20 protein-coding genes are annotated in these 25,652 nt (G+C 63.2%); 13 read left to right on the top strand and 7 right to left on the bottom strand.

Annotation, left to right across the window (positions count from 1 at the left end; translation table 11 throughout):
- Positions 1–11 precede the first annotated feature (11 nt).
- Entirely contained in the window at positions 12–1,178 is a 1,167-nt protein-coding gene (locus BM059_RS02505; protein WP_074936494.1) for a YbfB/YjiJ family MFS transporter, read from the bottom strand.
- 94 nt (positions 1,179–1,272) lie between these two features.
- Between BM059_RS02505 and BM059_RS02500 the strand changes: the two genes are divergently transcribed.
- Together BM059_RS02500 and BM059_RS02495 are read left to right on the top strand one after the other, a co-directional pair.
- Positions 1,273–2,160: a LysR substrate-binding domain-containing protein gene (locus tag BM059_RS02500; protein ID WP_037003878.1), complete on the top strand. Its 888-nt coding sequence runs from the start codon at positions 1,273–1,275 to the stop codon at positions 2,158–2,160.
- A 26-nt stretch (positions 2,161–2,186) separates the two neighbouring features.
- Entirely contained in the window at positions 2,187–3,041 is an 855-nt protein-coding gene (locus BM059_RS02495) for a 23S rRNA (adenine(2030)-N(6))-methyltransferase RlmJ (RefSeq protein ID WP_037003879.1), read from the top strand.
- Between the two features lie 69 nt (positions 3,042–3,110).
- Here BM059_RS02495 and BM059_RS02490 read toward each other — a convergent pair whose 3' ends face one another.
- From BM059_RS02490 to BM059_RS02475, 4 genes are all read right to left on the bottom strand, one after another.
- Positions 3,111–4,364, bottom strand: a complete 1,254-nt coding sequence (locus BM059_RS02490) for an HD-GYP domain-containing protein (protein WP_037003881.1) — start codon at positions 4,362–4,364, stop codon at positions 3,111–3,113.
- A gap of 70 nt (positions 4,365–4,434) precedes the next feature.
- Entirely contained in the window at positions 4,435–4,632 is a 198-nt protein-coding gene (locus BM059_RS02485; RefSeq protein WP_074936492.1) for a putative motility protein, read from the bottom strand.
- 16 nt (positions 4,633–4,648) lie between these two features.
- Positions 4,649–5,302, bottom strand: a complete 654-nt coding sequence (gene msrA / locus BM059_RS02480; RefSeq protein WP_037003884.1) for a peptide-methionine (S)-S-oxide reductase MsrA — start codon at positions 5,300–5,302, stop codon at positions 4,649–4,651.
- Between the two features lie 50 nt (positions 5,303–5,352).
- Complete coding sequence (locus tag BM059_RS02475; RefSeq protein WP_074936806.1) at positions 5,353–8,073, bottom strand: putative bifunctional diguanylate cyclase/phosphodiesterase; 2,721 nt, start codon at positions 8,071–8,073, stop codon at positions 5,353–5,355.
- Positions 8,074–8,239: 166 nt separating this feature from the next.
- On the opposite strand from BM059_RS02475, the gene BM059_RS02470 reads away from it, so the two are divergent.
- Positions 8,240–8,746 (top strand): hypothetical protein, encoded by a 507-nt coding sequence (locus tag BM059_RS02470; protein ID WP_074936490.1) that lies wholly within the window; start codon positions 8,240–8,242, stop codon positions 8,744–8,746.
- A 109-nt stretch (positions 8,747–8,855) separates the two neighbouring features.
- Here the strand turns inward: BM059_RS02470 and aceF are convergent, their stop codons facing one another.
- Together aceF and aceE are read right to left on the bottom strand one after the other, a co-directional pair.
- Positions 8,856–10,826 (bottom strand): dihydrolipoyllysine-residue acetyltransferase, encoded by a 1,971-nt coding sequence (gene aceF, locus BM059_RS02465; protein ID WP_074936488.1) that lies wholly within the window; start codon positions 10,824–10,826, stop codon positions 8,856–8,858.
- 11 nt (positions 10,827–10,837) lie between these two features.
- Positions 10,838–13,483 (bottom strand): pyruvate dehydrogenase (acetyl-transferring), homodimeric type, encoded by a 2,646-nt coding sequence (gene aceE / locus BM059_RS02460; protein ID WP_037003479.1) that lies wholly within the window; start codon positions 13,481–13,483, stop codon positions 10,838–10,840.
- A gap of 271 nt (positions 13,484–13,754) precedes the next feature.
- Here aceE and glnE point away from each other — a divergent pair, with 271 nt between their 5' ends.
- The 10 genes from glnE to BM059_RS02410 are packed head-to-tail and all read left to right on the top strand — an operon-like array spanning position 13,755 to position 25,641.
- Positions 13,755–16,712 (top strand): bifunctional [glutamate--ammonia ligase]-adenylyl-L-tyrosine phosphorylase/[glutamate--ammonia-ligase] adenylyltransferase, encoded by a 2,958-nt coding sequence (gene glnE, locus BM059_RS02455; protein WP_074936486.1) that lies wholly within the window; start codon positions 13,755–13,757, stop codon positions 16,710–16,712.
- 49 nt (positions 16,713–16,761) lie between these two features.
- The gene (locus tag BM059_RS02450; protein WP_037003473.1) at positions 16,762–17,685 is read left to right on the top strand and encodes a branched-chain amino acid transaminase; all 924 of its coding nucleotides are present in this window, start codon (positions 16,762–16,764) and stop codon (positions 17,683–17,685) included.
- 60 nt (positions 17,686–17,745) lie between these two features.
- Positions 17,746–18,789, top strand: a complete 1,044-nt coding sequence (gene waaF / locus BM059_RS02445) for a lipopolysaccharide heptosyltransferase II (protein WP_074936484.1) — start codon at positions 17,746–17,748, stop codon at positions 18,787–18,789.
- A 1-nt stretch (position 18,790) separates the two neighbouring features.
- A complete protein-coding gene (gene waaC / locus BM059_RS02440; protein ID WP_074936482.1) occupies positions 18,791–19,795 on the top strand; it encodes a lipopolysaccharide heptosyltransferase I in 1,005 nt (334 codons plus the stop codon).
- 9 nt (positions 19,796–19,804) lie between these two features.
- Positions 19,805–20,929: a glycosyltransferase family 4 protein gene (locus BM059_RS02435; RefSeq protein ID WP_037003468.1), complete on the top strand. Its 1,125-nt coding sequence runs from the start codon at positions 19,805–19,807 to the stop codon at positions 20,927–20,929.
- Positions 20,926–21,732 carry a lipopolysaccharide core heptose(I) kinase RfaP gene (gene rfaP / locus BM059_RS02430; protein ID WP_074936481.1) on the top strand — a complete coding sequence of 269 codons (807 nt, stop codon included), beginning with the start codon at positions 20,926–20,928 and terminating at the stop codon, positions 21,730–21,732. The genes BM059_RS02435 and rfaP overlap by 4 nt, the downstream gene beginning before the upstream one ends.
- Positions 21,733–22,719, top strand: coding sequence for a glycosyltransferase family 9 protein (locus BM059_RS02425; protein WP_083413217.1), 987 nt, complete (start codon positions 21,733–21,735; stop codon positions 22,717–22,719). It abuts the gene before it with no gap.
- A 2-nt stretch (positions 22,720–22,721) separates the two neighbouring features.
- Positions 22,722–23,456, top strand: coding sequence for a lipopolysaccharide kinase InaA family protein (locus BM059_RS02420; RefSeq protein WP_074936479.1), 735 nt, complete (start codon positions 22,722–22,724; stop codon positions 23,454–23,456).
- On the top strand, positions 23,453–24,196 hold the full coding sequence (locus tag BM059_RS02415; RefSeq protein ID WP_074936477.1) for a lipopolysaccharide kinase InaA family protein: 744 nt from the start codon (positions 23,453–23,455) through the stop codon (positions 24,194–24,196). Before BM059_RS02420 ends, BM059_RS02415 begins: the two co-directional genes overlap by 4 nt.
- On the top strand, positions 24,196–25,641 hold the full coding sequence (locus BM059_RS02410; RefSeq protein ID WP_074936475.1) for a lipopolysaccharide kinase InaA family protein: 1,446 nt from the start codon (positions 24,196–24,198) through the stop codon (positions 25,639–25,641). Before BM059_RS02415 ends, BM059_RS02410 begins: the two co-directional genes overlap by 1 nt.
- Positions 25,642–25,652 lie beyond the last annotated feature (11 nt).

Genomic DNA, 25,652 nt, shown 5'->3' with positions numbered 1-25,652 from the left:
ATGGCTCCGTTTCAGCGGTCGGATTGCGGTTCGGCCACGCGCCAGGCCCAAAACAGGGCCCAGAGCAATGCAGCCGCGCCCATGGAAAAACTGCTTGTGAGGCTATGCCCGGCGGCAGTCCAATGCTCCACCAGCCAGGGGCCGAGCAACTGGCTACCGCCATAGAGACTGATCAGCAGCGCCGCCAGACGCAAGCCCTGGCCGGGGTTGAGGGCGCGAGCCAGGCGCTGGGTCAGCAGCACGGTACCGAGGAAGGTGCCGCCGACCAGTACGGCGCAGACCATCACGCCGATGGTGCCGGGCAGCAGGATCGGCATCAGCACTCCCAACAGTTGCAGCAGGTAATTGATGAGCAGCGCGCGGCGGTCACCCAGCCAGACTCCGACGTGGTTCCACAGGCTCGCTGAGACCAGGCAGGCGATTGCGGTCCACCACCAGCTACCGACCAGCAGCGGGTGGCCAGCGGGGAGTTGCTCGCGTGCCAGGGCTGGCAGGAACGTCAGCGGCAGGATGTAGCCCAGGCCGGCCCCGATATACGCCAGCAACAGTGCCCGGTTGGCGCGGCTGAGCAGTGGGCCGCTGGAGGCGTTTTCCGCTCGCTCCGGCAGATCGCAGGCCAGGTGGTGCAGCATTGGCGCGCAGAACAGAGCGAGGGGCAAGGCACAGAGGGCAATAGGCAGCCAGCGTAGCGACCCTTGCCAGGGTGTGATTGTCACCAGCAAGCCGCACAGCAGCATGCCGGCGCCCAGGCCCAGATAGACCAGGCCGCTCAGCGCCGTGGCCTGACGCAGGGCCAGCCATTCCAGCACCAGAGCCGGTGCGAGCACGAATACCACGCCGTTGCTGATGCCGTTGGCCAGACGCAGAGCGCCGAGCAGCTCGACGTCCTGGGTGAAGACCTGGGCCAGGGTCACACCGGCATTGACCAGCAGTGCCAGCGGCAGACCCTGGCGCAAGCCGCGCCGGTTGGCCATGGGCAGTGCCAGCAGGGCGCCAAGCAGGTAGCCGAGGTAGTTCCAGGTTGCCAGTTGAGCGCCCTGAGCCAGATCGAAAAGGCCGTCGTCCAGCAACAGCGGCAACAAGGGAGTAAAAGCGAAGCGTCCCAAGGCATGCACGACCATCAGCGCCAGGGCGGCAGTGAGTAGGGCGGTGAACGGGGTTGGGGCGAATCTTGGCATGAGGGTCTCCGGTCGTGCTGCGCACCTTAGTCGTTGTCGCTGCCGGATCGTTAGTGAAAAATACTGTGGTCAATTTTCACTTTTGGTGAGTTTTATGGGCGCCTGGCAGCGACTCAACCCGCAGCTGTTCCGCTATTTTCTCGCGGTGGCCCGTGACGGCTCGTTGAGTGCCGCCGGGCAGCGTCTGAACTGCGTGCCATCGAATGTCTCGGCACGCCTGCGACAACTGGAGCAGCAACTCGATACCCGGCTGTTCCTGCGCCAGGGCCAGCGCTTGCGCCTGACGCCGGCCGGTGAACGCCTGCTGCCGCATGCCGAGCACCTGGAGCAGCTTTGCCAGGTGGCCTGGCGCAGCGTGCAGGAAGACATCTGGAGCGGTGATCTGCGCCTCGGCTCTATGGAGACCACGGCAGCGGTGCGCCTGCCGGAACTGCTCGCGGCCTTTCACCAGCAGGCGCCGCGGGTGAACCTGCAACTGAGCACCGGGCCCAGCCGGCGTCTGGTCGAGGGCGTGCTGGCTGGGGAGCTGGATGCCGGCTTGATCGGCGGGCCGTTCGAGCATCCCCTGCTCGACTGCCAGCCGATCTGGCAGGAGGAGCTGATGCTGGTGCTGCCGCCGATGCAGGATGTTGCCAGCCTGGAAGTCAGGCCGCAGACCCTGCTGGGTTTTCCCGAGGGCTGTCATTACCGCGAGCGCCTCGAGCGCTGGGTCGTCAGCCGTGGTTTGCAAGTGGCGGCGCGGCAGAGCTATGGCTCCATCGACGCCATCTTTGCCGGCATCGCTGCCGGCATGGGCATCGGCCTGTTGCCACGTAGCCTGCTCGAGAGTCACTCACGCTTGCATCTTGTGCAGTACCGGGCCATCGCTCCTGAGCTTGGCGCGACGACTACGCTGTTGGCGCGTCGTCACGACGCCGCTGAGCACCCGCCGCTGGCCTTGTTGCTGGAGCTGATGCGCGCGGAAAATCCTCTCAACGGGTAAACTTGGCGACCGCTTCGGAGACCCCCATGAACTACCGCCACGCCTTCCATGCCGGCAACCATGCCGATGTGTTCAAGCACCTGGTGCTGACCCGCCTGATCGCCTTGCTGTCGCGCAAGGAGGCGCCCTTTGCCTACCTCGACAGCCACGCCGGCATCGGCCTCTACGACCTGCGAGGCGACCAGGCCAGCCGTACCGGCGAATATCAGGAGGGCATCGCTCGTCTGTGGCAGGCCACGCAATTGCCGGATGCGGTGGAAGCCTACCTGGAGGTGGTGCGGGCGATGAACCCGAATGGCGAACTGCGCTATTACCCCGGCTCGCCAGAACTGGCGCGGCTGCTCAGTCGCGAGCAGGACTCTCTGCAGCTCAATGAGAAACACCCCGAAGACGGTCGCCTGCTCAAGGACAACATGCGTGGTGATCGCCGCGTCGCTGTACACCTGGGCGAGGGCTGGCACGTGCCGCGAGCGCTGATGCCGACCCGCGAAAAGCGCGTGCTGCTGCTGATCGACCCGCCTTTCGAGAAGGCCGATGAACTGCAGCGCTGCGTCGAGGCGCTGAACGAGGCGCATGGGCGCATGCGCCAGGCCATCGTGGCGATCTGGTATCCGATCAAGGATGAGCGTCAGTTGGCGCGCTTCTATCGTGACCTGGGCAAGAGCGCCGCGCCCAAGCTGCTGCGCGCCGAGCTCTACGTGCACGCGCCCGACGATGCCACACGCCTGAGCGGCTCGGGCCTGGTGATCAGCAATCCGCCGTGGGGCCTGGAGGACGAACTCAAGCAGTTGTTGCCCTGGCTGGCCGATGTGCTTGGGCAAAGCCTGGGTGGCTGGCGCCTGGACTGGTTGATCGAGGAAGCTGCAAGCGGCAAGCCATAGGCGTGTAGCCCGGATGAAATCCGGGAGGCGTGGCTCCTGATCCACGGATTGCATCCGGGCTACAACGGTTCAACCCGGCTTGTGATTGGGCTCGATGTGGTAGCTCAGGTTGCGCCGCGGGCTGAGGTATTCCAGCACCTCCAGCGGTAGTTGCGAGGGGCGTAGGCTGCGAGCAATGGCCAGCTTCGGCTCCTCGGTGAGGTCGACGATCAGGGCTTCCTGCTTGGGCGTATCGGCATCGAAGAGAATCAACGTCGGTTTCAACGCCTGGATCGGATTGATACCCAGTACCAGCGCATAGCGCTCATCCTCCAGTTGCACGAGACTGCCCGGCGGGTAGATGCCCATGACGCGGATGAAGGCTTTCAGCGCCACCTCGTCGAAGCGTTCGCGCTGCTGCTTGAACATCAGCGCCAGAGCCTCGTGCGGGCTCAGTGCCTGACGCGGATCGAGCGGATTGCACAACCCGTCGAAGTGGTTGGTGATGGCCACCAGGCGGCTCAGGCGGGCGATGCTGGCCTCGCGCAGGCCACGTGGGTAGCCGCTGCCGTCACAATGCTCGTGGTGCTCGTGGATGATGCGCAGCACCTCGTCGTCGAGCATCAACTTGTGCCCCATGCGCAGACCGAAGTCGGTGTGCATCTGCAGCAACTGTTGTTCCGGGCGAGTCAGCGGCTCGGGCTTGAGTAGCACCTTGCTGGGTACTTCCAGTTTGCCGATGTCATGCAGCAGTGCGCCGAGACCGAGGCTATGGCAGGCCTCGCTGTCGAGGCCGAGCTGGCGGCCGAGCAGTAGCGACAATACGGTGACGTTTAACGCATGAAAGTAGCTGTCCTCGGCCGCTTTGCCGGTGATGCCATGCAGCACCACGCCGGGGGCGCCCAGCAGCGTCTCGACCATCTCGCTGACGATGGCACCGGCCTGACGCATGGCGTCTTCCGGGCGGCTGCGCAGGGTCTGGTTGAGCGCCTTGATGCGTTGGCTGGCTTCGATGAAACGGCGGTCCACCTCGGCCAGGCGACTGCGCAGGTGGCGCAGCTTCTGCACGCGCTCCTGGCGGGCCTGGCTTTGCGGATCGACGGGTGGTTCCTCGGCAAGAGGGGCGGCGGTGCTATCGACCAGAGGCAGAGGCTGGCAGTCGCTGCGGGCTGGGTCGTAGCGCAGTTGCTTCAGGTTGAGGGCGCGTAGGGCGCGAATCTGCGCTTCGTCCTTGATCTTGAAGTTGCTGAAGGCGAAGTCGTGCTCCCACCAGCTCAGATCCAGATGAACGTAGAGACCGATGCAAAGCTGATCAAGGGTAATGGTGGGGAGAGGGGCGGGCATGCCGGACTCGTCGATTACTGGCTATTTGCCTGCAGTTTAGTCCGGCTGCCGCTCTAAAGGCACCTGTTGTTCAGGCCATCACATCGATGCTGTTACCGAGATTGGGCGGATTGCTGGGTGTACTGGCTGGTGCAGCCGACTGCAGCAGCCCAGTGATGTTGGCAGCCTGCAGCTCCAGTGTCTTGCGCAGCAGCAGGAGCGACATCTGCGCTGAGATCTGCGCCGATGCCTGGCTCGATACCTGACTGGAAATGCTGCTCAGCTCCACGACCCGCTACCCGTGCTCAAGATTCAGGGGGTAGACATACGCCTGTTCCGCCCAGGCCGCAATAGCCGTTGGGGTTCTTCGCCAGGTACTGCTGGTGATAGGTCTCGGCGTAGTAGAAGGTCGGCGCCTCGGCAATTTCGGTGGTGATGCTGCCCATTGCGGCCTTGTCCAGCTCGGCCTGGAAGCGTGCCTGGCTAGCCTTGGCAGCGTTCAGCTGCGCGTCGCCCTGGCAGTAGATCGCCGAGCGGTACTGGGTGCCCTTGTCGTTGCCCTGGCGCATGCCCTGGGTCGGGTTGTGCGCTTCCCAGAAGACCTTGAGCAGCGCTTCGAAGCTGGTTTGCTGCGGATCGAACACCACCAGCACCACTTCGGTGTGTCCGGTCAGGCCAGAGCAGACTTCCTCGTAGGTGGGGTTGGGCGTCAGACCGCCGGCATAGCCGACTGCGGTGCTGAACACGCCAGGTTGTTGCCAGAAGCGCCTTTCTGCGCCCCAGAAACAGCCCAGGCCGAATACCGCCTGCTGCAGGCCTGCGGGGAAGGGCGCCTTGATCGGGTTGCCGTTGATGTAGTGGGTGTCGGCGACCGGCAGCGGCTCGGCACGACCGGGCAGTGCCTGGTCGGCAGTCGGCAAGGCATCCTTGTTGACGAGAATCTGGGAACGCAAAACCATGGCGGTCTCCTCGAAGTGGGTGAGTGGTGGACTACGCACAGCGCGACGAATTACGTCCGTTGGTCGGCCTGGCGACTGGTATCGGTCTGCGGCCTGCAGGGATAGCGGCGCAGGCTGTCGATCAGCTCGCGGCCGGGAATCGGTTTGTCGAACAGGTAGCCCTGGCCGACGTCGCATTGTTGACGACGGAGGAAACCGAGCTGGGCGCCGGTCTCGATGCCTTCGGCCACGACCTTGAGCTTGAGGTTGTGGGCCATGGCGATCACCGCCGAGGTGATCTCCATATCGTCCTGGTTGTCCGGGATGTCCTTGATGAAGCTGCGATCGATCTTGATCACGTCGATGGGGAATTTCTTCAGGTAGCTGAGCGACGAGTAGCCCGTGCCGAAGTCGTCCATGGCCAGGGTCAGGCCCAGGCTCTTGAGGCGGCCGAGTTGGTGACGGGTATCGTCGGTTGCCTCCAGCAGCAGGCTTTCGGTCAGCTCCAGTTCCAGCAGCCTGGGGTCGAGCTGTTCTTCATGCAGGATGGCGGCAATCGAGCCGACCAGGTCCGGGTCGGAGAACTGCTTGGGCGACAGGTTGATCGCCACCTGCAGCTGGCCGAGGCCGATGGCGGCGATCTGCTTGCTCATGCGACAGGCCTGGCGCACCACCCACTTGCCGATGGGGATGATCAGGCCGGTTTCCTCGGCGACGCCGATGAATTGGTCCGGGCGGATCATGCCCTTCTCGGGGTGCTGCCAGCGCAGCAGCGCCTCCATGCCCAGTAACTGGCCACTCTTGAGGCACAGCTTGGGTTGGTAGAAGACTTCCAGCTCGTTCTGGGTCAGGGCGCGGCGCAGGTTGTTTTCGACGAACAGCTTGTAGTTGGCTTCGGCGTTCAGGGCCTCGGTGAACACCTGCACCTGGTGTTTGCCGTTGGCCTTGGCCTTGTGCAGCGCGAGGCCGGCGTGCTTCATCAGCGTCTGTGGATCGTCACCGTGCTCCGGGGCGATGGCCAGGCCCACCGAACCGGTGATGCTGATCAACTGGTTGTCGACGAACAGCGGTTTGTCCAGCGTCTGCAGCACCTGATGAGCGACGCGCAGGCCGCTGTCCTGATCGCAGCCATCGAGCAGGATGGCGAATTCGTTGCTGGCAAAGCGCGCCAGGGTGCCCTTGGCACCGAGGCTGTTGCGTAGGCGCCGGGCCAGCGCCGAGAGCAGCTTGTCGCCGGTCTGGTGGCCGAGGCTGTCGTTGATCCGCTTGAAGTTGTCGATATCCACCAGCAGCAGCCCGAGTGATTGCACATTGCGGGCGAAGCGCTCTTCGAGGCTGCGGATGAACGACGGGCGATTACCCAGGTTGGTCAGGTTGTCGGTGTAGGCCAGGCGCTCGATACGCTGCTGCGCCAGCTTGGCCTCGGTAATGTCTTCGTAGATACCGATGTAGTGGGTCAGCTCGCCTTCGTCGCCGTACACCTTGGAGATCGACAGGTGCCCCCAGTACGGTTCCTGATTCTTGCGTCGGCTGCGGAACTCGCCCTGCCAACTGCTGTGCTCGGCCAGGCTCGAGTCGGTATCGAACAGCAGGTCGCTGAGGTTGGCCAGTGCCGGTAGCTCGGACAGGCGATGCCCACACACTTCATCGCTGCTGTACAGGGTGATGGCGGTGAAGCTGGGGTTGACGTATTCCACCCGGCCGTCGCGGTCGACCAGTAGAAATGCGCTGGCGCTCTGCTCGACGGCGCGCTGGAACAGGTACAGCGCGTGGGTGGCGGAGCGCTTTTCCTGATTGATCAGCACCTGAGCGAACTGGTCGGCCAGCTCGCCGGCAAAGGCGATCTCGTCGGCCTGCCAGAAGCGCTTGGGGCCGATATGTTCCAGGCAGAGTACGCCCACCACTTCGCCTTCGATGCGGATACTGGCATCCAGCATCGAGGCAATGCCCAGTGGCTCCAGGTAGCCGGGAGCCAGCTCACGAGTGCGCAGGTCGTGCTGGGCATCGTGGGCGTCAATCGCCCTCCCGCTCTGCAGTGCTTCGATGTAGTGGGGAAAATCCCGAGCATCGATCGAGGACAGCTGCTCGTGTCGGCCCAGGTCACGACGGTACAGCGATATCGACTCGAGGCTATGGTTGCCGAGATGCCAGATCCCCGCCCTGGCCACGCCATAGACTTCACAGGCCGCCTGGGTAATGAGCTCGGCGGCCTCCTGGCGCGGATCACTGGAGACATAGCGTTGGCGCGTCAGGCGCGCGATCAATTGCTGCTGGGTGTGCGAGCGCGCCAGATGCTGCAGGTGGTCGTCCTGGGTGCGTTGATAGTGCTGCAGTGAGCTGCGCAAATCCTGATTCTGCGCCAGCAGCGCCTGTTCGCCCGGGGTATCGGCACCGAGGCTCTCGTCGATGATCAGCAGATAACCACGCAGCAACTGACGGTTGCGCTGCTTGAAGGGCTCGCCAATCTCCATCAGGTTCAGCGGGCCTTGAGGTGTATGCAGGGTGTAACGCACCAGATAATGCGGCCCCTGCAGCAGTTGCTGCTGGATGGCATCGTGCAGGCGATAGCGCGCTTCAGGCTCCATCAGGCTGGCGTAGGGCGCGTCCACCAGTGCACACAGGTCTGTGGCGCTGATGCCGAGCTTGCGCTCACAGGTCGGGTCGAGAAAAAGCAGGGCCCAGCTTGGCTCGTTCAAGCGCTCGAAACGCAACATGCCGAGCCGTGAAGGCACTGGCAACTGCGTCACAACCTCGGCTGCCGAGCGGGTGCCGGCATCGGGATGGCTTTTCATTGGGCGTTGGGCTTCCAGTATGCTGACCAGGCGAGGCATCCGTTCTCGGTACAGGGCCGCAGCTGCCAGATGGCACGTTGGCTTGGACGGAGGCTAGGGCTCAGGCCTACTTCACTATAGCGTTCGGCAAGGGTGCATCATGCAAGCGAGACTGACAAGAAAACTGATGGCCATGCTGTTGGGCGGCGCACTGTGTGCGGCACTGCCCGCGTTGGCCAGTGCCGACGACAAGGCTGTGCTGCAGGGGGCCGAGCAGGCAGCGTATCTGGACGGGTTAAAGCGCCTTTACCTGACCGAAAACGAGCGTCAGGCGTTGCTCGCGCACAGCAACGCCTTGCTGGAAACCTACGCCCTGCGCGCCGGCTACCAGGTTGGCCAGGTGCAGCGGCAGGACCTGCTGTACCGCTTCAGTGTCGGTGATGCTGGCGAACTGATCCTGCGCGAGGAGACCCGTGGTGCGCAGGGCACTGCTATTGCAGTGCGCAATCAACGGGTGTCGGTGTTCGGTATCGATCCGTTCATCCGCTACGAATGCCCGACCGGCGGTATTCGCTGCGTGCTGTTCAACCCGGCCGACGGCAGCCCACTGCTGAGCATTCTGCGTGATCACCAGGGCGCCGGCGAGCTGGCCAAGGCGCTGAGTTTTCTGATTCGCAACGTGCAGAAGGGCTGAAGCAGGGCGAAGCAGTCAGCCGCAATGCTCTGCGTCCAGAAAACAGGCAAAAAAAACCCCGCCTAAGCAGACGGGGTTGAGGATGCGAGCGTGGCGTGCTCGAAACGATTTACAGCAGGATGGTGCGGATATCGGCCAGCAGCTGCGACAAACGCTGAGTGAAGCGAGCGGCAGCAGCGCCGTTGATCACTCGGTGGTCGTAGGACAGCGACAGCGGCAGCATCAGCTTGGGCTGGAAGGCCTTGCCGTCCCAGACCGGCTGAATGGTGGCCTTGCTGACACCTAGGATCGCCACTTCCGGCGCGTTGACGATCGGCGTGAAGCCGGTGCCGCCAATGTGGCCGAGGCTGGAGATGGTGAAGCAGGCGCCCTGCATGTCGTCAGCCGAAAGCTTTTTGTTGCGCGCTTTCTCGGCCAGTGCAGCCGCTTCGGCAGCCAACTGCAGCAGGCTCTTCTGGTCGACGTTCTTGATCACTGGCACCAGCAGGCCGTCCGGCGTATCGACGGCGAAGCCGACGTGCACGTACTTCTTGCGGATGATCGCCTTGCCGCTCGGGGCCAGCGAACTGTTGAAGTCCGGCAGCTCCTTGAGCAGGTGGGCGCAGGCCTTGAGCAACAGCGGTAGAACGGTCAGTTTGACTCCGGCCTTCTCGGCCACGGCCTTCTGCGCGACGCGGAAGGCTTCCAGGTCGGTAATGTCGGCCGAGTCGAACTGAGTCACGTGCGGCACGTTGAGCCAGCTGCGGTGCAGGTTGGCCGCGCCGACCTGCATCAGGCGGGTCATCGGCACTTCTTCGATTTCGCCGAACTTGCTGAAGTCCACGGTCGGGATCGGCGGGATGCCGGCGCCACCAGTGGCAGCTGCGGCAGTCGCCTGCGGCGCAGCCTTGGCCTTCTGCATCATCGCCTTGACGTGCACCTGCACGTCTTCCTTGAGGATGCGGCCTTTCGGGCCGGTACCGGCGATGTCCGCCAGTTCGACGCCGAAATCACGCGCCAGCTGACGCACGGCAGGGCCGGCATGCACCTTGGCACCGTCACGCTTGGGCGCGTTGGCGACTTCGGCAGCAGCAGCCGACAGCGAGGCGATGGCGCGTACTTCTGCAGCCACTTCCGGGGCCGCACCTTCCGGCACGCGGTGTACTTCCTGGCTGGCTTGCGCCGGCGCGGCGGCCGGTGCGGAACCAGCTACCTTGAGCTTGAGAATCAGGTCGCCGGTGCTGACTTCGGCATCGAGCTTGACCAGCACTTCTTCCACCACGCCGGCAGCCGGCGAAGGGATCTCCATGGAGGCCTTGTCGGACTCCAGGGTGATCAGCGACTGGTCGGCTTCGATGCTGTCACCGACCTTGACCATGACTTCGATGACCTTGACCTTGCCGTCGGTGCCGATATCCGGCACATGCACGTCCTGCACCGAAGCAGCAGGGGCTGCGGCAGCGGGAGCAGGTGCGGCGGCTGGCGCAGCAGCGGGGGCAGGCGCTTGAGCCGGCGCAGCACTGGCGGTTGCGCTACCCGCGGTACGCAGCTTGAGGATCAGGTCGCCGGTACCGACTTCGGCATCCAGCTTGACCAGCACTTCTTCCACCACGCCGGCAGCCGGCGAAGGGATTTCCATGGAGGCCTTGTCGGACTCCAGGGTGATCAGCGACTGGTCGGCTTCGATGGTGTCACCCACCTTGACCATGACTTCGATGACCTTGACCTTGCCGTCGGTGCCGATATCCGGCACGTGCACGTCCTGCACGCTGCTGCTTGCAGCTGCGGCAGGAGCCGCCGCCGGAGCGCTTGCTTTCGGTGCTTCGGCAGGCGCGGCTTCGGCTTTCGGCGCAGGCGCCGCTTCGGCGGCACCTTCGACTTCCAGAACCAGCAGCTCGTCGCCTTCCTTCAGGCGGTCGCCGATCTTGACCTTGATTTCCTTGACCACGCCGGCTTTGGGTGAGGGCACTTCCATGGAGGCCTTGTCGGACTCCAGGGTCAGTACGCTCTGTTCGGCTTCGATACGGTCGCCGACCTTCACCAGCAGTTCAATCACCTCGCCTTCACCGCCGAGGTCGGGTACGCGAATCAACTCACTCATCGCTACGCTCCTTAGCAGTCCAGGGGGTTGGCTTTGTCGGCGTCGATGCCAAATTTGGCGATGGCGTCAGCCAGCACCTTGGCTTCGATTTCGCCACGGTCGACCAGGGCTTCCAGTGCGGCCAGCACGACCCAGTTGCGATCCACTTCGAAGAAGTGACGCAGCTGCTTGCGGCTGTCGCTACGGCCGAAGCCGTCGGTGCCCAGGACCTTGTATTCCTTGCTCGGCACCCACTGACGAACCTGTTCGGCGAACAGCTTCATGTAGTCGGTAGAGGCGATGACCGGACCTTTGCGGCCGCTCAGGCACTGCTCGATGTAGGTCTGCTTGGGCTTCTGGCCCGGGTGCAGACGGTTGCTGCGCTCCACGGCCAGGCCGTCGCGACGCAGTTCGTTGAAGCTGGTGACGCTCCACACATCGGCGCCGATGTTGAACTCGTCGCGCAGGATTTTCGCTGCTTCGACGACTTCACGCAGGATGGTGCCGGAACCCAGCAGTTGCACGTGGTGCGCGGCTTCCTTCTTGTCTTCCTCGAGCAGGTACATGCCCTTGATGATGCCGTCTTCCACGCCCTGCGGCATGGCCGGCTGCTGGTACGACTCGTTCATCACGGTGATGTAGTAGAAGATGTCCTGCTGCTCTTCGGTCATCTGGCGAATGCCTTCGCGGATGATCACAGCGAGCTCGTAGCCGTAGGTCGGGTCGTAGGTGCGGCAGTTGGGGATGGTCGCTGCCAGCATGTGGCTGTGACCGTCTTCGTGCTGCAGGCCTTCACCGTTGAGGGTGGTACGGCCAGCGGTACCGCCGATCAGGAAACCACGGGTGCGGCTGTCGCCAGCGGCCCAGGCCAGGTCACCGATACGCTGGAAGCCGAACATCGAGTAGAAGATGTAGAACGGCAGCATCGGCTGGTTATGGCAGGAGTACGAAGTACCGGCGGCGATGAAGGAACTCATGGCGCCGGCTTCGTTGATGCCTTCCTCGAGGATCTGACCTTTCTTGTCCTCTTTGTAGAACATCACCTGGTCTTTATCGACCGGCTCGTACAGCTGGCCAACCGAGGAGTAGATGCCGAGCTGACGGAACATGCCTTCCATACCGAAGGTACGGGCTTCGTCCGGGATGATCGGGACGATGCGCTGGCCGAGTTCCTTGTCCTTGACCAGCTGCGCGAGGATGCGCACGAAAGCCATGGTAGTAGAGATTTCGCGGTCGCCGGAGCCGTCGAGGATGGCCTTGAGGGTATCCAGCGGCGGCGTCGGGATGCTGAAGCTCTGTTGGCGACGCTGCGGTACGAAGCCACCCAGCGCGTTGCGGCGCTCGTGCAGGTACTTGTACTCGGGGCTGCCTGGCTCCGGTTTGACGAAGGGCAGGTTTTCCAGCTCTTCATCCTTGACCGGGATGTCGAAGCGGTCGCGGAACTGACGCAGGCTGTCGACATCGACTTTCTTGGTGTTGTGCGCGGTGTTCTTCGCTTCACCGGCGCCGGTACCGTAGCCCTTGATGGTCTTGGCCAGGATCACGGTCGGCTGGCCGCTGTGGTTCACGGCCTGATGGTAGGCCGCGTAGACCTTGTACGGGTCGTGGCCACCACGGTTGAGCTTCCAGATCTCGTCGTCGGAGAGGTCCTTGACCATCTCCTTGAGCTCGGGGGTATTGAAGAAGTTGTCGCGCACGTAGGCGCCGTCTTTGGCCTTGTAGTTCTGGTATTCACCGTCGACCACTTCGTCCATGCGGCGCTGCAGGGCACCGTCCTTGTCCTTGGCGAACAGCGGATCCCAGAAGCGACCCCAGACCACCTTGTTGACGTTCCACTGGGCACCACGGAACACGCCTTCGAGTTCCTGGATGATCTTGCCGTTACCACGCACCGGGCCGTCGAGGCGCTGCAGGTTGCAGTTGATGACAAAGATCAGGTTGTCCAGCTTCTCGCGGCCAGCCAGGGAAATGGCACCGAGGGATTCCGGCTCGTCGCACTCGCCGTCGCCCATGAAGCACCAGACCTTCTGCTTGCCGGCCGGAATGAAGCCGCGCGCTTCCAGGTACTTCATGAAGCGGGCCTGGTAGATGGCCTGGATCGGGCCGAGGCCCATGGACACGGTGGGGAACTGCCAGAAGTCCGGCATCAGCCAGGGGTGCGGGTAGGACGACAGACCTTTGCCATCCACTTCGCGGCGGAAGTTCTTCATCTGGTCTTCGTCGATGCGACCTTCCATGAAGGCGCGGGCATAGACGCCAGGGCTGGCGTGGCCCTGATAGAACACCAGGTCGCCGCCGTGTTCTTCGGTCGGGGCCTGGAAGAAGTAGTTGAAGCCGATGTCGTACAGCGTCGCGGAGGAAGCGAAGCTGGAAATGTGGCCGCCCAGATCCGGGTCGTCCAGGTTGGTGCGCATCACCATGGCCAGGGCGTTCCAGCGCACCAGCGAACGGATGCGGCGTTCCATGAACAGGTCGCCGGGCATGCGAGCTTCATGGGTTACCGGGATGCTGTTGCGGTAAGGCGTGGTGATCGCGTAGGGCAGTTGCGCACCGCTACGGGTGGCCAGCTCGCCCAGACGGGTCATCAGGTAATGGGCACGGTCTTCACCCTCACGGTCGAGGACGGATTCAAGGGCGTCCAACCATTCCTGGGTTTCGATCGGATCGAGGTCTTGCATGGCTTGCTCCAGGGCGGAAAGGCTTCCAGAATCGGAGGCCAGTTGGGTCTCACCGGCTTTTTGGGCGGGCGAGTTGAAATTCTTGGATTTACCGGGGGTAGGACCGGCCGCTTGTAGTTTTACTACATTTCGACGGCGGATTCAGCCCTCTGGATACAATTCTTTCGTAGTAAAACTACAATCCGCGGCACCGCCGGCCGCGCGTGCCCCGCTGGAGCGGGGCTGCGGGCGATTGCACCGTGCGTCCGGCAGTCCGCCAAAAGGATAGACCATGAGCCTGCCGTTGCTGGTCGAGTTGCCCCCCTCTCTTGTTTCGTTGGCCGAACGTGCCGAGCAGTCACTGCAAACCGCTTTGTCCGAGCATGAAGCTCTGGCTGAGCGTGTCGCTGCTTGGTCGCAAGAGCGGCGCGATGCCTGGCGGCAGGTGTCGGCGCTGAGTGATTTCGTCGCCGAACAGGCGCAGCGTGATCCGCAGATGTTCGTCGCCCTGGCTGAGTCCGGTGAGCTGGAACGCAGCCTGGCATCGGGCGAGCTGCGCCAGCAATTGGAAGCGCAGCTGGCCGAATGTGCCGATGAGGATGCTCTGGGGCGCTGCCTGCGGCGCTTTCGTAATCGCCAGCAAGTGCGCATCATCTGGCGCGACTTCAGCCGCCAGGCGGCGCTCGGTGAAACCTGTCGTGACCTGTCCGACCTTGCCGATGCCTGCATCGATCTGGCCTATCACTGGCTGTATCCGCGTCATTGCACGCAGTTCGGTACGCCAGTGGGGCGGCGCAGCGGCCAGCCGCAGCACATGGTCATCCTCGGCATGGGCAAGCTCGGCGCGCACGAGCTCAACCTGTCGTCGGATATCGACCTGATCTTCGGCTACCCGGAGGGTGGCGAGACCGAGGGCGTCAAGCGATCGCTGGATAACCAGGAGTTCTTCATTCGTCTGGGGCAGAGACTGATCAAGGCGCTGGATGCGATCACCGTCGACGGCTTCGTGTTTCGCACCGACATGCGCCTGCGTCCCTATGGTTCCAGTGGTGCGCTGGTGTTCAGCTTCAATGCGCTGGAGCAGTACTACCAGGATCAGGGCCGCGATTGGGAGCGCTACGCCATGATCAAGGCGCGTGTGGTCGGCGGTGATCAGGCCGCGGGCGCCGAGCTGCTGGAGATGCTGCGGCCCTTCGTCTATCGCCGCTACCTGGATTTTTCCGCCATCGAGGCGTTGCGCGCGATGAAGCTGCTGATCCAGCAGGAGGTGCGGCGCAAGGGCATGAGCGAGAACATCAAGCTCGGCGCCGGTGGCATTCGCGAGATCGAGTTCATCGCCCAGGCGTTCCAGCTGATCCATGGCGGGCGCGACCTCAGTCTGCAGCAGCGGCCGCTGCTCAAGGTGCTGGCCACGCTGGAGGGGCAGGGCTACTTGCCTCCGGCGGTCGTCACGGAAATGAAGGAAGGCTACGAGTTCCTGCGCTACACCGAGCACGCCCTGCAGGGCATTGGTGACCGCCAAACACAGATGCTGCCGGCCGAACCGCAGGATCAGGCGCGGGTCGCTGCGATCATGGGTTTCGCTGACTGGGCGAGTTTTCATGAGCGCCTGATGTATTGGCGTGGCCGCATCGAATGGCATTTCCAGCAGGTGATCGCCGACCCTGACGAAGACGAATCGGATGCTAGCGAGGCCAGCGTTGGCGCCGAGTGGCTGCCTTTGTGGCAAGGGGCGCTGGACGATGAGGCCGCTGCGCTGCAGTTGCAGGAAGCCGGGTTCGCCGAGCCAGGCACGGCCTGTCGACGCCTCGATGATTTGCGTAATGGTCCGCAGGTGCGCGCCATGCAGCGTCTTGGTCGTGAGCGCCTGGATGCTTTCGTGCCCCGCCTGCTGGCGCAGACTGTCGAGCATGAGAAGCCTGATCTGGTACTGGAGCGGGTGCTGCCATTGGTGGAAAAGGTGGCGCGACGTTCTGCCTATCTGGTGCTGTTGAGCGAAAACCCGGGGGCATTGGAGCGGCTGATCACTTTGTGCGCGGCCAGCCCGTGGATCGCCGAACAGATCGCCCGTTACCCGCTGTTGCTCGATGAGCTGCTCAACGAAGGGCGACTGTATTCGCCACCGCTGGCGCCAGAGCTGGCGGCCGAGTTGCGCGAGCGCCTTGTGCGTATTCCCGAGGAGGACCTGGAACAGCAGATGGAGGCGCTGCGCCACTTCAAACTGGCTCACAGTCTGCGTGTTGCCGCTTCGGAGATCGCCGGTACGCTGCCGCTAATGAAAGTGTCGGATTACCTGACCTGGCTGGCTGAGGCGATTCTCGATCAGGTGCTGGCGCTGGCCTGGCAGCATACGGTGCAGCGCCATGGCCGCCCGCAGCGCGCCGATGGCTCGCTGTGTGATCCGGACTTCATCATCGTCGGCTATGGCAAGGTAGGCGGCCTGGAGTTCGGCCATGGCTCGGATCTGGACCTGGTGTTCATCCATGATGGCGACCCGCAGGCCGAAACCGATGGCGCCAAGCCTATCGATGGTGCGCAGTTCTTCACCCGCCTGGGGCAGCGCATCATTCACCTGCTGACCACCCAGACCACCTCCGGCGCGCTCTACGAGGTGGACATGCGCCTGCGACCATCGGGCGCAGCCGGGCTTCTGGTCAGCTCGCTGGGTGCTTTTCAGCGCTATCAGGAAAACGAGGCCTGGACCTGGGAGCACCAGGCGTTGGTGCGGGCGCGGGTGCTGGTGGGATGTTCGCGCCTGGCCGGCGAATTCGCTCGCGTGCGTGCTGAGGTGCTCGGTCGCCAGCGCGATACCGAGGCGCTGCGCGTTGAGGTCAGCGAGATGCGCGCGAAGATGCGTGACAACCTTGGCAACAAAAATACCGCGGCCGGGACGGCGCCGAATGCCTTCGAGGCCACGTCCTCCTTCGATCTGAAGCAGGATGCCGGTGGTATCGTCGATATCGAATTTATGGTGCAATACGCGGCTCTGGCCTGGTCGTGGCAACACCCGCAGCTACTCGAGTTCACCGATAACATCCGCATTCTGGAAGGTCTGGAGCGGGTCGGTCTGATGGGCGCCGAGGATGCCGCATTGCTGCGCGAGGTCTACAAAATCTATCGCTCGGCCGCTCACCGGCAGGCGCTGCAGAAGCAGCCTGGCGTGGTGCCGGGGGATCAGTTCCAGGATGAGCGCCGCGCCGTGATGCGCCTGTGGCGTGAGCTGGGGCTTGAGTTGAACAACGGGGCCTGAGGCCCCAACTATTGATCGAACCGTGAAGCGAATTTGAGGAGCAGGCAAGATGTCGATGTCCGACCGTGATGGCGTGATCTGGTACGACGGCAAACTGGTGCCGTGGCGCGAAGCCAACACCCATGTGCTGACCCATACCCTGCACTACGGCATGGGCGTGTTCGAAGGCGTGCGTGCCTACAACACCCCGGATGGCACCGCGATCTTCCGCCTGCAGGCGCACACCGACCGTCTGTTCGACTCCGCGCACATCTTCAACATGCAGATTCCCTTCTCCAAGGAAGAGATCAACGAAGCCCAGCGTGCCGCGGTGCGTGAAAACGGCCTGGAAAGCGCCTACCTGCGTCCGATGGTGTTCTTCGGCAGCGAAGGCATGGGCCTGCGCGCTGCTGGCCTGAAGGTGCACGTGATCGTCGCTGCCTGGCACTGGGGCGCGTACATGGGCGAGGAAGCGCTGGAAACCGGCATCAAGGTGCGCACCAGCTCCTACACCCGCCACCACGTCAACATCTCCATGACCCGCGCCAAGGCCAACGGCAACTACATCAACTCGATGCTGGCCCTGCAGGAAGCCATCTCCGGCGGCGCCGACGAGGCCATGCTGCTGGACCCGGAAGGCTACGTGGCCGAAGGCTCGGGCGAGAACATCTTCCTGGTCAAGGACGGCGTGGTGTACACCCCGGAAGTGACCTCCTGCCTCAACGGCATCACCCGCAGCACCATCCTGACCCTGGCCGAAGAGCACGGCATCAAGGTGGTCGAGAAGCGCATCACCCGCGATGAGGTGTACATCGCTGATGAGGCGTTCTTTACCGGTACTGCCGCTGAAGTCACGCCGATCCGCGAAGTGGATGGCCGCAAGATCGGCGCCGGTCGCCGTGGCCCGGTCACCGAGAAGCTGCAGAAGGCCTACTTCGACCTGGTCACCGGCAAGACCAGCGGCCACGCCGAATGGCGTACTCTGGTCAAGTAAGCGATTCCTCGAAGGCTCGACGGGGAGGCGAAAGCCTCCCCGGTCGTTTCTGGAAAAGATATGAAGATACTTATCGTTGGGCCGAGCTGGGTAGGCGACATGGTGATGGCGCAGACGCTGTTCCAGTGTCTGAAACAGCGCCACCCGGCGTGCGAGATCGACGTGCTGGCGCCAGACTGGAGCCGGCCGATCCTCGAACGCATGCCCGAAGTGCGCGCCGCGCTGAGCCTGCCGCTCGGTCATGGCGTGCTCGATCTGACCACGCGCCGACGCATCGGCAAGTCGCTGGCTGGTCAGTACGACCAGGCGATCCTGCTGCCCAACTCGCTGAAGTCCGCGCTAGTGCCCTGGTTCGCCGGTATTCCCACGCGCACGGGTTGGAAGGGCGAGATGCGCTATGGCCTGCTCAACGATATCCGCACACTGGATAAAGACCGCTATCCGCTGATGATCGAGCGCTTCATGGCGTTGGCCTATGAGCCGGGCGCTGCCTTGCCGCAGCCCTATCCGCAGCCGCGTTTGCAGATCGATGAGTCCAGCCGTGAAGCCGCCTTGGCCAAGTTCGGTCTGCAGCTGGATCGTCCGGTGCTGGCGCTATGCCCGGGTGCGGAGTTCGGTGAGGCCAAGCGCTGGCCGGCAGAACACTATGCCAAGGTGGCCGAGGTCAAGATTCGCGAGGGCTGGCAGGTCTGGCTGTTCGGTTCGAAGAACGACCATGCCGGTGGCGAAGACATTCGTATGCGCCTGATTCCGGGGCTGCGTGAGGAGGTCAGCAACCTGTCCGGGCAGACCAGCCTGGCCGAGGCCATCGACCTGATGTCGGCGGCCACCGCCGTGGTGTCCAACGACTCCGGGCTGATGCACGTGGCGGCGGCGCTGAATCGTCCGCTGGTGGCGGTCTACGGCTCCACCTCGCCAGGGTTCACGCCACCGCTGGCCGATCGCGTCGAGATTGTTCGTCTGGGGCTGGAGTGCAGTCCCTGCTTTGATCGCACCTGTCGTTTTGGCCACTACAACTGCCTGCGCGAGCTCAAACCGAGGCCGGTGATCGAGGCGCTGGATCGGCTGGTCGGTGAAACCTTGACCCTGGTCGAGGGCGACTGATTTGCGGGTATTGATCATCAAGACCTCGTCGCTGGGCGATGTGGTGCATACCCTGCCGGCATTGACTGACGCGGCTCGCGCCATTCCCGGCATCCGCTTCGACTGGGTGGTGGAAGAAGGCTTTGCCGAGATTCCAGCCTGGCATCCGGCGGTGTCGCAGGTGCTTCCGGTGGCCATCCGCCGTTGGCGCAAGCACCCGCTGCGCACCTGGCGTAGCGGTGAGTGGGCGCGGTTCAAACAGCGCCTGCGGGAAACCCGCTACGACCTGGTGATCGATGCCCAGGGCCTGCTCAAGAGTGCCTGGCTGACGCGCTATGTGTCGGCGCCGGTGGCGGGGCTCGATCGTGATTCGGCACGTGAGCCGCTGGCCAGTCGTTTCTACGACCGCCGCTACGCGGTGGCCAAGGATCAACACGCGCTGGAGCGTGTGCGCCAGTTGTTCGCCAAGGCGCTCGGTTACACGCTGCCGCCCGGCACTGGTGACTACGGTCTGAACCGTGCAGCGATGATGGATGCCGCCGCGCAGCCGTACCTGCTGTTCCTGCATGGCACCACCTGGGCCAGCAAGCACTGGCCGGAAGCGGATTGGCGTGCACTGGCCGAGCGCATGGACGAACTGGGTTGGGCCGTGCGCCTGCCCTGGGGTAACGATACGGAAAAGGCACGTGCCGAGCGCATCGCTGCCGGCCTGACGCATGCCGCCGTGCTGCCGAAGCTGAACCTGGCCGGCGTGGCCAAGGTGATTGCCGGTGCCAGCGCCTGCGTCTCTGTCGACACCGGCCTAGGCCACCTGGCCGCTGCGCTGGATGTACCCAATATTTCGCTGTATGGCCCGACGTTGCCCGGCAAGGTGGGCGCCTACGGTCGTAGCCAGATTCACCTGTGTGCCAGTGGCCCGGGCGCCGGCAGCGGTGACCGTGACAAACCCTGCTTCGATGGTCTCGGCGCCGAGCGCGTCGGCCTGGAACTGGAGGCGCTGCTGCTTGCGCCTCCCGGCACCTTTTAAGGAGCGGCTATGCAACTGGCCTTCGTTCTCTACAAATACTTCCCCTTCGGTGGGTTGCAGCGCGACTTCATGCGCATCGCCCTGGAATGCCAGGCGCGTGGCCACGCCATTCGCGTCTATACACCGATCTGGGAAGGGGATAACCCCGGCGGCTTCGATGTGCGCGTAGCGCCGGTGCGTGCGTTGTTCAATCATCGCCGCAACGAGAAATTCAGCGCCTGGCTGCAGGCTGACCTGAAGCGCGACCCGGTCGATCGGGTGATAGGCTTCAACAAGATGCCTGGCCTTGACGTGTACTACGCCGCTGACGGCTGTTTCGAGGACAAGGCGCAGACCCTGCGCAACCCGATCTATCGTCGTTGGGGGCGCTACAAGCACTTCGCCGAGTACGAGCGCGCGGTGTTCGCGCCGGAGTCGAAGACCGAGATCCTGATGATCTCCGAAGTGCAGCAGCCACTGTTCGTCAAACACTACAAGACCCCGTTGCAGCGCTTTCATCTGCTGCCGCCCGGCATCGCTCAGGATCGTCGTGCCCCGGTCAATGCCGCTGAAATCCGCGCCGAGTTCCGCCGTGAATTCAAGCTGGCCGACGACGACCTGCTGCTGGTGCAGATCGGCTCCGGTTTCAAGACCAAGGGCCTGGACCGCAGCCTCAAGGCGCTGGCCTCGCTGCCGCGCGAACTGCGCAAGCGCACCCGGCTGATCGCTATCGGCCAGGACGACCCCAAGCCCTTCCTGCTGCAGATCAAGGCGCTCGGGCTGTCCGATCAGGTGCAGATTCTCAAGGGGCGCAGCGATATCCCGCGTTTTCTGCTCGGCGCCGATCTGCTGATCCATCCGGCCTACAACGAGAACACTGGCACGGTGCTTCTGGAGGCGCTGGTTTCCGGCCTGCCGGTGCTGGTCACCGATGTCTGCGGCTACGCCCACTACATCGCCGATGCTGACTGCGGTCGTGTGCTGTCCAGCCCTTTCGAGCAGGAGCGGCTCAACCGTACCCTGGCCGACATGCTCGCCGATCCGCAGCAGCGTGCATTCTGGGGGCGCAACGCGCTGGCCTATGCCGACAGCGCCGACCTGTATTCGATGCCAAAGAAGGCTGCTGACGTGATCCTTGCAGAGAGGCGCACGTGAAACTGATCCTCGCCGAACCTTTCAAGAGCCTGTGGGCGGGGCGCGATGCTTTCGACGCTGTCGAGGCGCTGCAGGGCCAGGTCTACCGTGAGCTGGAAGGGCGCCGCACCCTGCGCACCGAAGTCGACGGGCGCGGCTATTTCGTCAAGATTCACCGCGGCATCGGTTGGGGCGAGATCGTCAAGAACCTGCTCACCGCCAAGGCCCCGGTGCTCGGCGCAGCGCAGGAGTGGCAAGCGATCCAGCGTCTGAGCGACGCCGGTGTGCCGACCATGACCGCCGTGGCCTACGGTGAGCGCGGCGCGAATCCCGCGAGCCAGCATTCCTTCATCGTCACCGAGGAACTGGCACCGACCGTCGACCTGGAGCAGCTCAGCCTGAACTGGGCGCAGCAACCGCCCAAACCTGCGCTCAAGTGGGCGCTGATCCGCCAGGTGGCGCAGATGACCGGCGATATGCACCGCGCCGGGGTTAACCACCGTGACTGCTACATTTGCCACTTCCTGCTGCATACCGAGCGGCCGATCCAGGCCACTGACCTGCGCCTGTCGGTGATCGACCTGCACCGTGCCCAGGTGCGAGACGCAGTCCCCCGCCGTTGGCGTGACAAGGACCTGGCCGCCCTGTACTTCTCGGCGCTGGATATCGGCCTGACCCGCCGTGACAAGCTGCGTTTTTTGCGTACCTACTTCCAGTGTCCGTTGCACCAGGTTTTGCGTGATGAAGCGAACCTGCTCGCATGGCTGGAGTGCAAGGCGGCGAAACTGTATGAGCGTAAGCGGCGTTATGGAGATCGACTATAGATGTCTGTGGAAAAGACAGTTATCAAGCCTGGGATTAGGGTGGCAGTCGTCTCCTGCCCGGCTCTGGGGGATACAACACTCTTTCTCCGTTTGGCCAGGCGTCTCCTGGCTGCGGGCGCGAGAGTTACGCTGGTATCCCCCTCTCTGGCTGCATTGCGTGAATACCTGCCAGATTTGAATATCGTCGCGGATAGGCAGCCAGATCTGCCGGAGCTAGCCGAAAGCCATGAGCTGGTCATCTGCTACATCGACTGGCTGATCAAGGCGGCTCGTGCTGGTAACGATCTGAGCGAGGTGTCCAATATTGCCTACCTCTCAGGCAAGAAGCTGCCCGCCAATCTGCGTCTTGGTGAGCGTCCTGTTACGGTCGGCGGTATTGAGTTGCCGGGTGCGCACAACGTCATCTGTCGTGATCCAAAGGCCGGCAGGACCATGGTGCAGTGGATCGACCTTTACGCTGAAGAGGTCTTGGGGCTTGACCTCGCCCGGCCTATTACTGGATTTCAGTCTTTGCCGGATGTGGCCAGCGATGCCGGCCAGCGTGTCGCTATCTTTCCCACGACGCCACATGCAAGCAAGAATTTCTCTCCTGCAGGCTTCCTTCGGCTGGCGCGCCGGCTTGCGTCGCTGGGCTGGCAGGTAGAGTTCGTCGGCATTCCTGCAGAACAGCAGATACTGCAGGCTCAATATCCCGCTTACCCTGTGCATGCTTTCAATGATCTCAAGGGGCTGGTCAGTTTTCTGCGCACCTGCTCCGTCGTGATCAGTAACGATTCGGGAGGCGGGCATCTTGGTTCGCTTCTCGGGTTGCGCACGTTCACCATTACACGGCGTCGCTCTGATTTCACCTGGCGTCCAGGGTTCAATGAACTTAACTGCGTCATCAACCCTGTATTGAGCTTCAAGTGGATGGGCCGGACGGTGTGGCGACCCTTCATTCCGTTGCGGCGGATCGTGCGAGCGCTTGCCGACGTGAAGGTGCAATAGGAATGTCAGCCTGGAAATACGATTTGCGCGACGCGTCTCTGCGCGAGGTTTTTGGTTCGCTTGACGCCGTATTTGCCCTTGAGGGCGAGCGCTTGACCAAAGATCCGTTGTCGGAAGTCATCCGTATCGAACGTGATGGCGTGCATTATTATGTCAAGCGCTACTGGGGGGCGGGCAAAGGTCTGCGCCGCTACCTGGGGCGACCACGGGTCAAGGCCGAGTGGCAGAATCTCAAGTTGTTCGCCAAGTGGGGCATCCCGACAGCGCCGATCGTTGCGCATGGCCTTCAGCGCAAGGCCGGGGCGTTCGTGCGTGGAGCGCTGGTGACGCGCGAGCTGGAAAATACCCTCGATCTTGCTGAAATCGCCAACCGCCAGGATCCGCGCCTGGCTGATCATGGGTGGGTTCAGGCCATCAGTCTGCAGTTGGCCAAGGGCACGCGGACTATGCATGACCACCACTTCACCCACAACGATCTGAAGTGGCGCAACCTGCTGGTCAATGAAAAGGCCGAACTGTTCTTCATCGACTGCCCTACCGGCAGCTTCTGGTGGGGGCCGCTACTGCGTTATCGGATCATCAAGGACCTGGCCTGTCTCGATAAAGTGGCCAAGCGCGTGCTGTCGAGAACGCAGCGTCTGCGCTTCTACCTGCAATATCGCGAGTGCAACCGGCTCAGTGGCGCGGATAAGCAACGCGTCCTGCAAATCCTGAAGTTCTTCGAGGGCCGGGAATGAGCGACTTCATCGCGGAGCAGGACCGCGCCCTGCTCGAGCGTCACGGGCTGGCCAGTTTCGATGCATTGTGGGCGTTGAAACTGGAGGCCGTAGACGAGCCCAACACCGAGCGTGGTGGCTGGAGCAGCGTATATCGCCTGGAGCTCGACGAGCGTGCCTTCTACCTGAAGCGGCAAAGCAACCACCTGACGCGCAGTCTGCTGCATCCCTTCGGTGAGCCGACCTTCGCGCGCGAGTTTCGCAATATTCGCCGTTATGCCGAGCTGAACATACCGGCCCTGCAGGCCGCGTTCTTTGCCGAGCGCCGTTTGTCGGGCGAGCGCCGCGCTGTCTTGCTGACCCGTGCGCTGGATGAGTGGCAGGATCTGGAGCACTGGTTGACGCAGTGGTCTGCATTCGATGCTGCCAAGCGCGCGTCGATCCTGCACGCCTGCGGTCGTCTCGCGTGTCGTGTGCATCAGGCTGGGCAGATGCATGGCTGTTTCTATCCCAAGCATATCTTCCTGCGTGAACAGGGAGGCGTGTTTGAGGCGCAGTTGATCGATCTGGAGAAAACCCGTCCATTGCTGTTGGGGCAGCGTGACCGGATCAAGGACCTGGAGCCTCTGCTGCGCCGCGCCAGAATCTGGAACGAGGCCGAAGTGCGCGAACTGCTGGCGGCTTACCTGGGTGATGGGGGCGACATCAATGCCTGGTGGCGGCAACTTGGCGCTCGGCAGCGCAACAAGGAGGCGCGTTGATGCAGTTAGGTGAATTGAGCCACGCGGGCCGTACGCCTGAGATGCCTCTGACGCTGCAGGTTGCGCATGATCCGCTGGTGCTGGAGCGCCTGTTGCGTGTGTTGCCAGGGCAGCGTTACGTTGCGTTCGCGCGTTGGCAGGGACGTTCGGTGCTGGCCAAGTTGCTGGTCGGCGACAAGGCGCAGCGGCACTTTCAGCGCGAGCGTGACGGCGCCGAGTATCTGGCAGCCCAAGGGCTCGTCACACCCGAGCTGCTGGCTCAAGGTTTCATCGACGGGCAGGGCGGTTGGTTGCTGTTCGAGTTTTTGGAAGGCTCGCAGAGCCTCTGGGATGCCTGGCGCGAAGCGGCTCGCGAACCGTTACTGAGCGACGCTCAGCAGAGCGTGTTGGCCGACGCGCTGGCAGCCATCGGGCAGATGCATGCTCAGGGCCTGTGGCAGGCCGATCTGCACCTGGACAACCTGTTACGGCATGAAGGCCGTTTGTACCTGATCGACGGTGGTGGCGTGCGCTGCGAAACCGTGGGGCGGCCGTTGTCGCGGGCAGGGGTACTGAAAAACCTCGGGGTGTTCTTTGCCCAACTGCCGGCTGAGCTGGATCCCTATCTGGAGGAGCTGCTGATTCACTACCTGTTGGCCAACGGCGAGCATGCGCTACCGCTGGAAATGCTCCAGACCGAGATAGCCAAGGTGCGTCGCTGGCGCCTGCGTGATTACCTGAAGAAAACGGCCCGTGACTGCAGCTTGTTCGCGGCGCGTATCGGCGCATTCGGCTTGCGCGTGGTGCGTCGTGAGGCCGAACCAGTACTGCAGCCGCTGTTGGCTGATCTCGATGCTCGTATCGACGCCGGGCACATCTACAAGACCGGTGGCGCGGCCACGGTGGCGCGGGTCGAATGTGGCAACCGGCCACTGGTGGTCAAGCGTTACAACGTGAAGAACCTGCGACACTGGTTCAAGCGTTTCTGGCGCCCCAGTCGTGCCTGGCATAGTTGGCGCGAGGGCAACCGCCTGCAACTACTGGGTATCGTCACGCCAGCGCCGCTGGCCGTGATCGAGCGGCGCTGGTGCTGGCTGCGTGGCCGTGCATACCTGATTACCGACTATTGTGGTGGGCAGGATATAATCGCCCGTTTTGAGGCATACAAGCAGGCAACGCCCCCGGAAACCGAGCTGTTGGCGCTGGATCGTCTGTTCGCTGCCCTGCTGCGCGAACGCATTAGCCACGGTGATTTCAAGGGGCACAACCTGTTTTGGGACGACGTGCAGGGTGCCTGGTCGCTGATCGACCTGGATGCCATGCATCAGCATCGCAATGCGCGCAGCTTCGCCCGGGCCTATGCCCGCGACCGCGCCCGTTTTCTGCGCAACTGGCCGGTGGACTCGGCTCTGCACCAGTTGCTCGACCAACGTTTACCGCAGGTGCCCGGCACCTGCCCGAATTAGAGGCTTACACC

The organism is Ectopseudomonas composti (genome assembly GCF_900115475.1).
Taxonomy (GTDB): Bacteria; Pseudomonadota; Gammaproteobacteria; order Pseudomonadales; family Pseudomonadaceae; genus Aquipseudomonas; species Aquipseudomonas composti.
The sequence above is the reverse complement of the archived record's forward strand: the minus strand, read 5'-3'. Positions and strand labels throughout refer to the sequence as shown.

Coding starts and splice junctions, on each gene's coding strand:
- BM059_RS02505 (WP_074936494.1), bottom strand. CDS start 1,178: ATGCCAAGATTCGCCCCAACCCCGTTCACCGCCCTACTCACTGCCGCC.
- BM059_RS02500 (WP_037003878.1), top strand. CDS start 1,273: ATGGGCGCCTGGCAGCGACTCAACCCGCAGCTGTTCCGCTATTTTCTC.
- BM059_RS02495 (WP_037003879.1), top strand. CDS start 2,187: ATGAACTACCGCCACGCCTTCCATGCCGGCAACCATGCCGATGTGTTC.
- BM059_RS02490 (WP_037003881.1), bottom strand. CDS start 4,364: ATGCCCGCCCCTCTCCCCACCATTACCCTTGATCAGCTTTGCATCGGT.
- msrA (WP_037003884.1), bottom strand. CDS start 5,302: ATGGTTTTGCGTTCCCAGATTCTCGTCAACAAGGATGCCTTGCCGACT.
- BM059_RS02475 (WP_074936806.1), bottom strand. CDS start 8,073: ATGAAAAGCCATCCCGATGCCGGCACCCGCTCGGCAGCCGAGGTTGTG.
- BM059_RS02470 (WP_074936490.1), top strand. CDS start 8,240: ATGGCCATGCTGTTGGGCGGCGCACTGTGTGCGGCACTGCCCGCGTTG.
- aceF (WP_074936488.1), bottom strand. CDS start 10,826: ATGAGTGAGTTGATTCGCGTACCCGACCTCGGCGGTGAAGGCGAGGTG.
- aceE (WP_037003479.1), bottom strand. CDS start 13,483: ATGCAAGACCTCGATCCGATCGAAACCCAGGAATGGTTGGACGCCCTT.
- glnE (WP_074936486.1), top strand. CDS start 13,755: ATGAGCCTGCCGTTGCTGGTCGAGTTGCCCCCCTCTCTTGTTTCGTTG.
- BM059_RS02450 (WP_037003473.1), top strand. CDS start 16,762: ATGTCGATGTCCGACCGTGATGGCGTGATCTGGTACGACGGCAAACTG.
- waaF (WP_074936484.1), top strand. CDS start 17,746: ATGAAGATACTTATCGTTGGGCCGAGCTGGGTAGGCGACATGGTGATG.
- BM059_RS02435 (WP_037003468.1), top strand. CDS start 19,805: ATGCAACTGGCCTTCGTTCTCTACAAATACTTCCCCTTCGGTGGGTTG.
- BM059_RS02425 (WP_083413217.1), top strand. CDS start 21,733: ATGTCTGTGGAAAAGACAGTTATCAAGCCTGGGATTAGGGTGGCAGTC.
- BM059_RS02420 (WP_074936479.1), top strand. CDS start 22,722: ATGTCAGCCTGGAAATACGATTTGCGCGACGCGTCTCTGCGCGAGGTT.
- BM059_RS02415 (WP_074936477.1), top strand. CDS start 23,453: ATGAGCGACTTCATCGCGGAGCAGGACCGCGCCCTGCTCGAGCGTCAC.
- BM059_RS02410 (WP_074936475.1), top strand. CDS start 24,196: ATGCAGTTAGGTGAATTGAGCCACGCGGGCCGTACGCCTGAGATGCCT.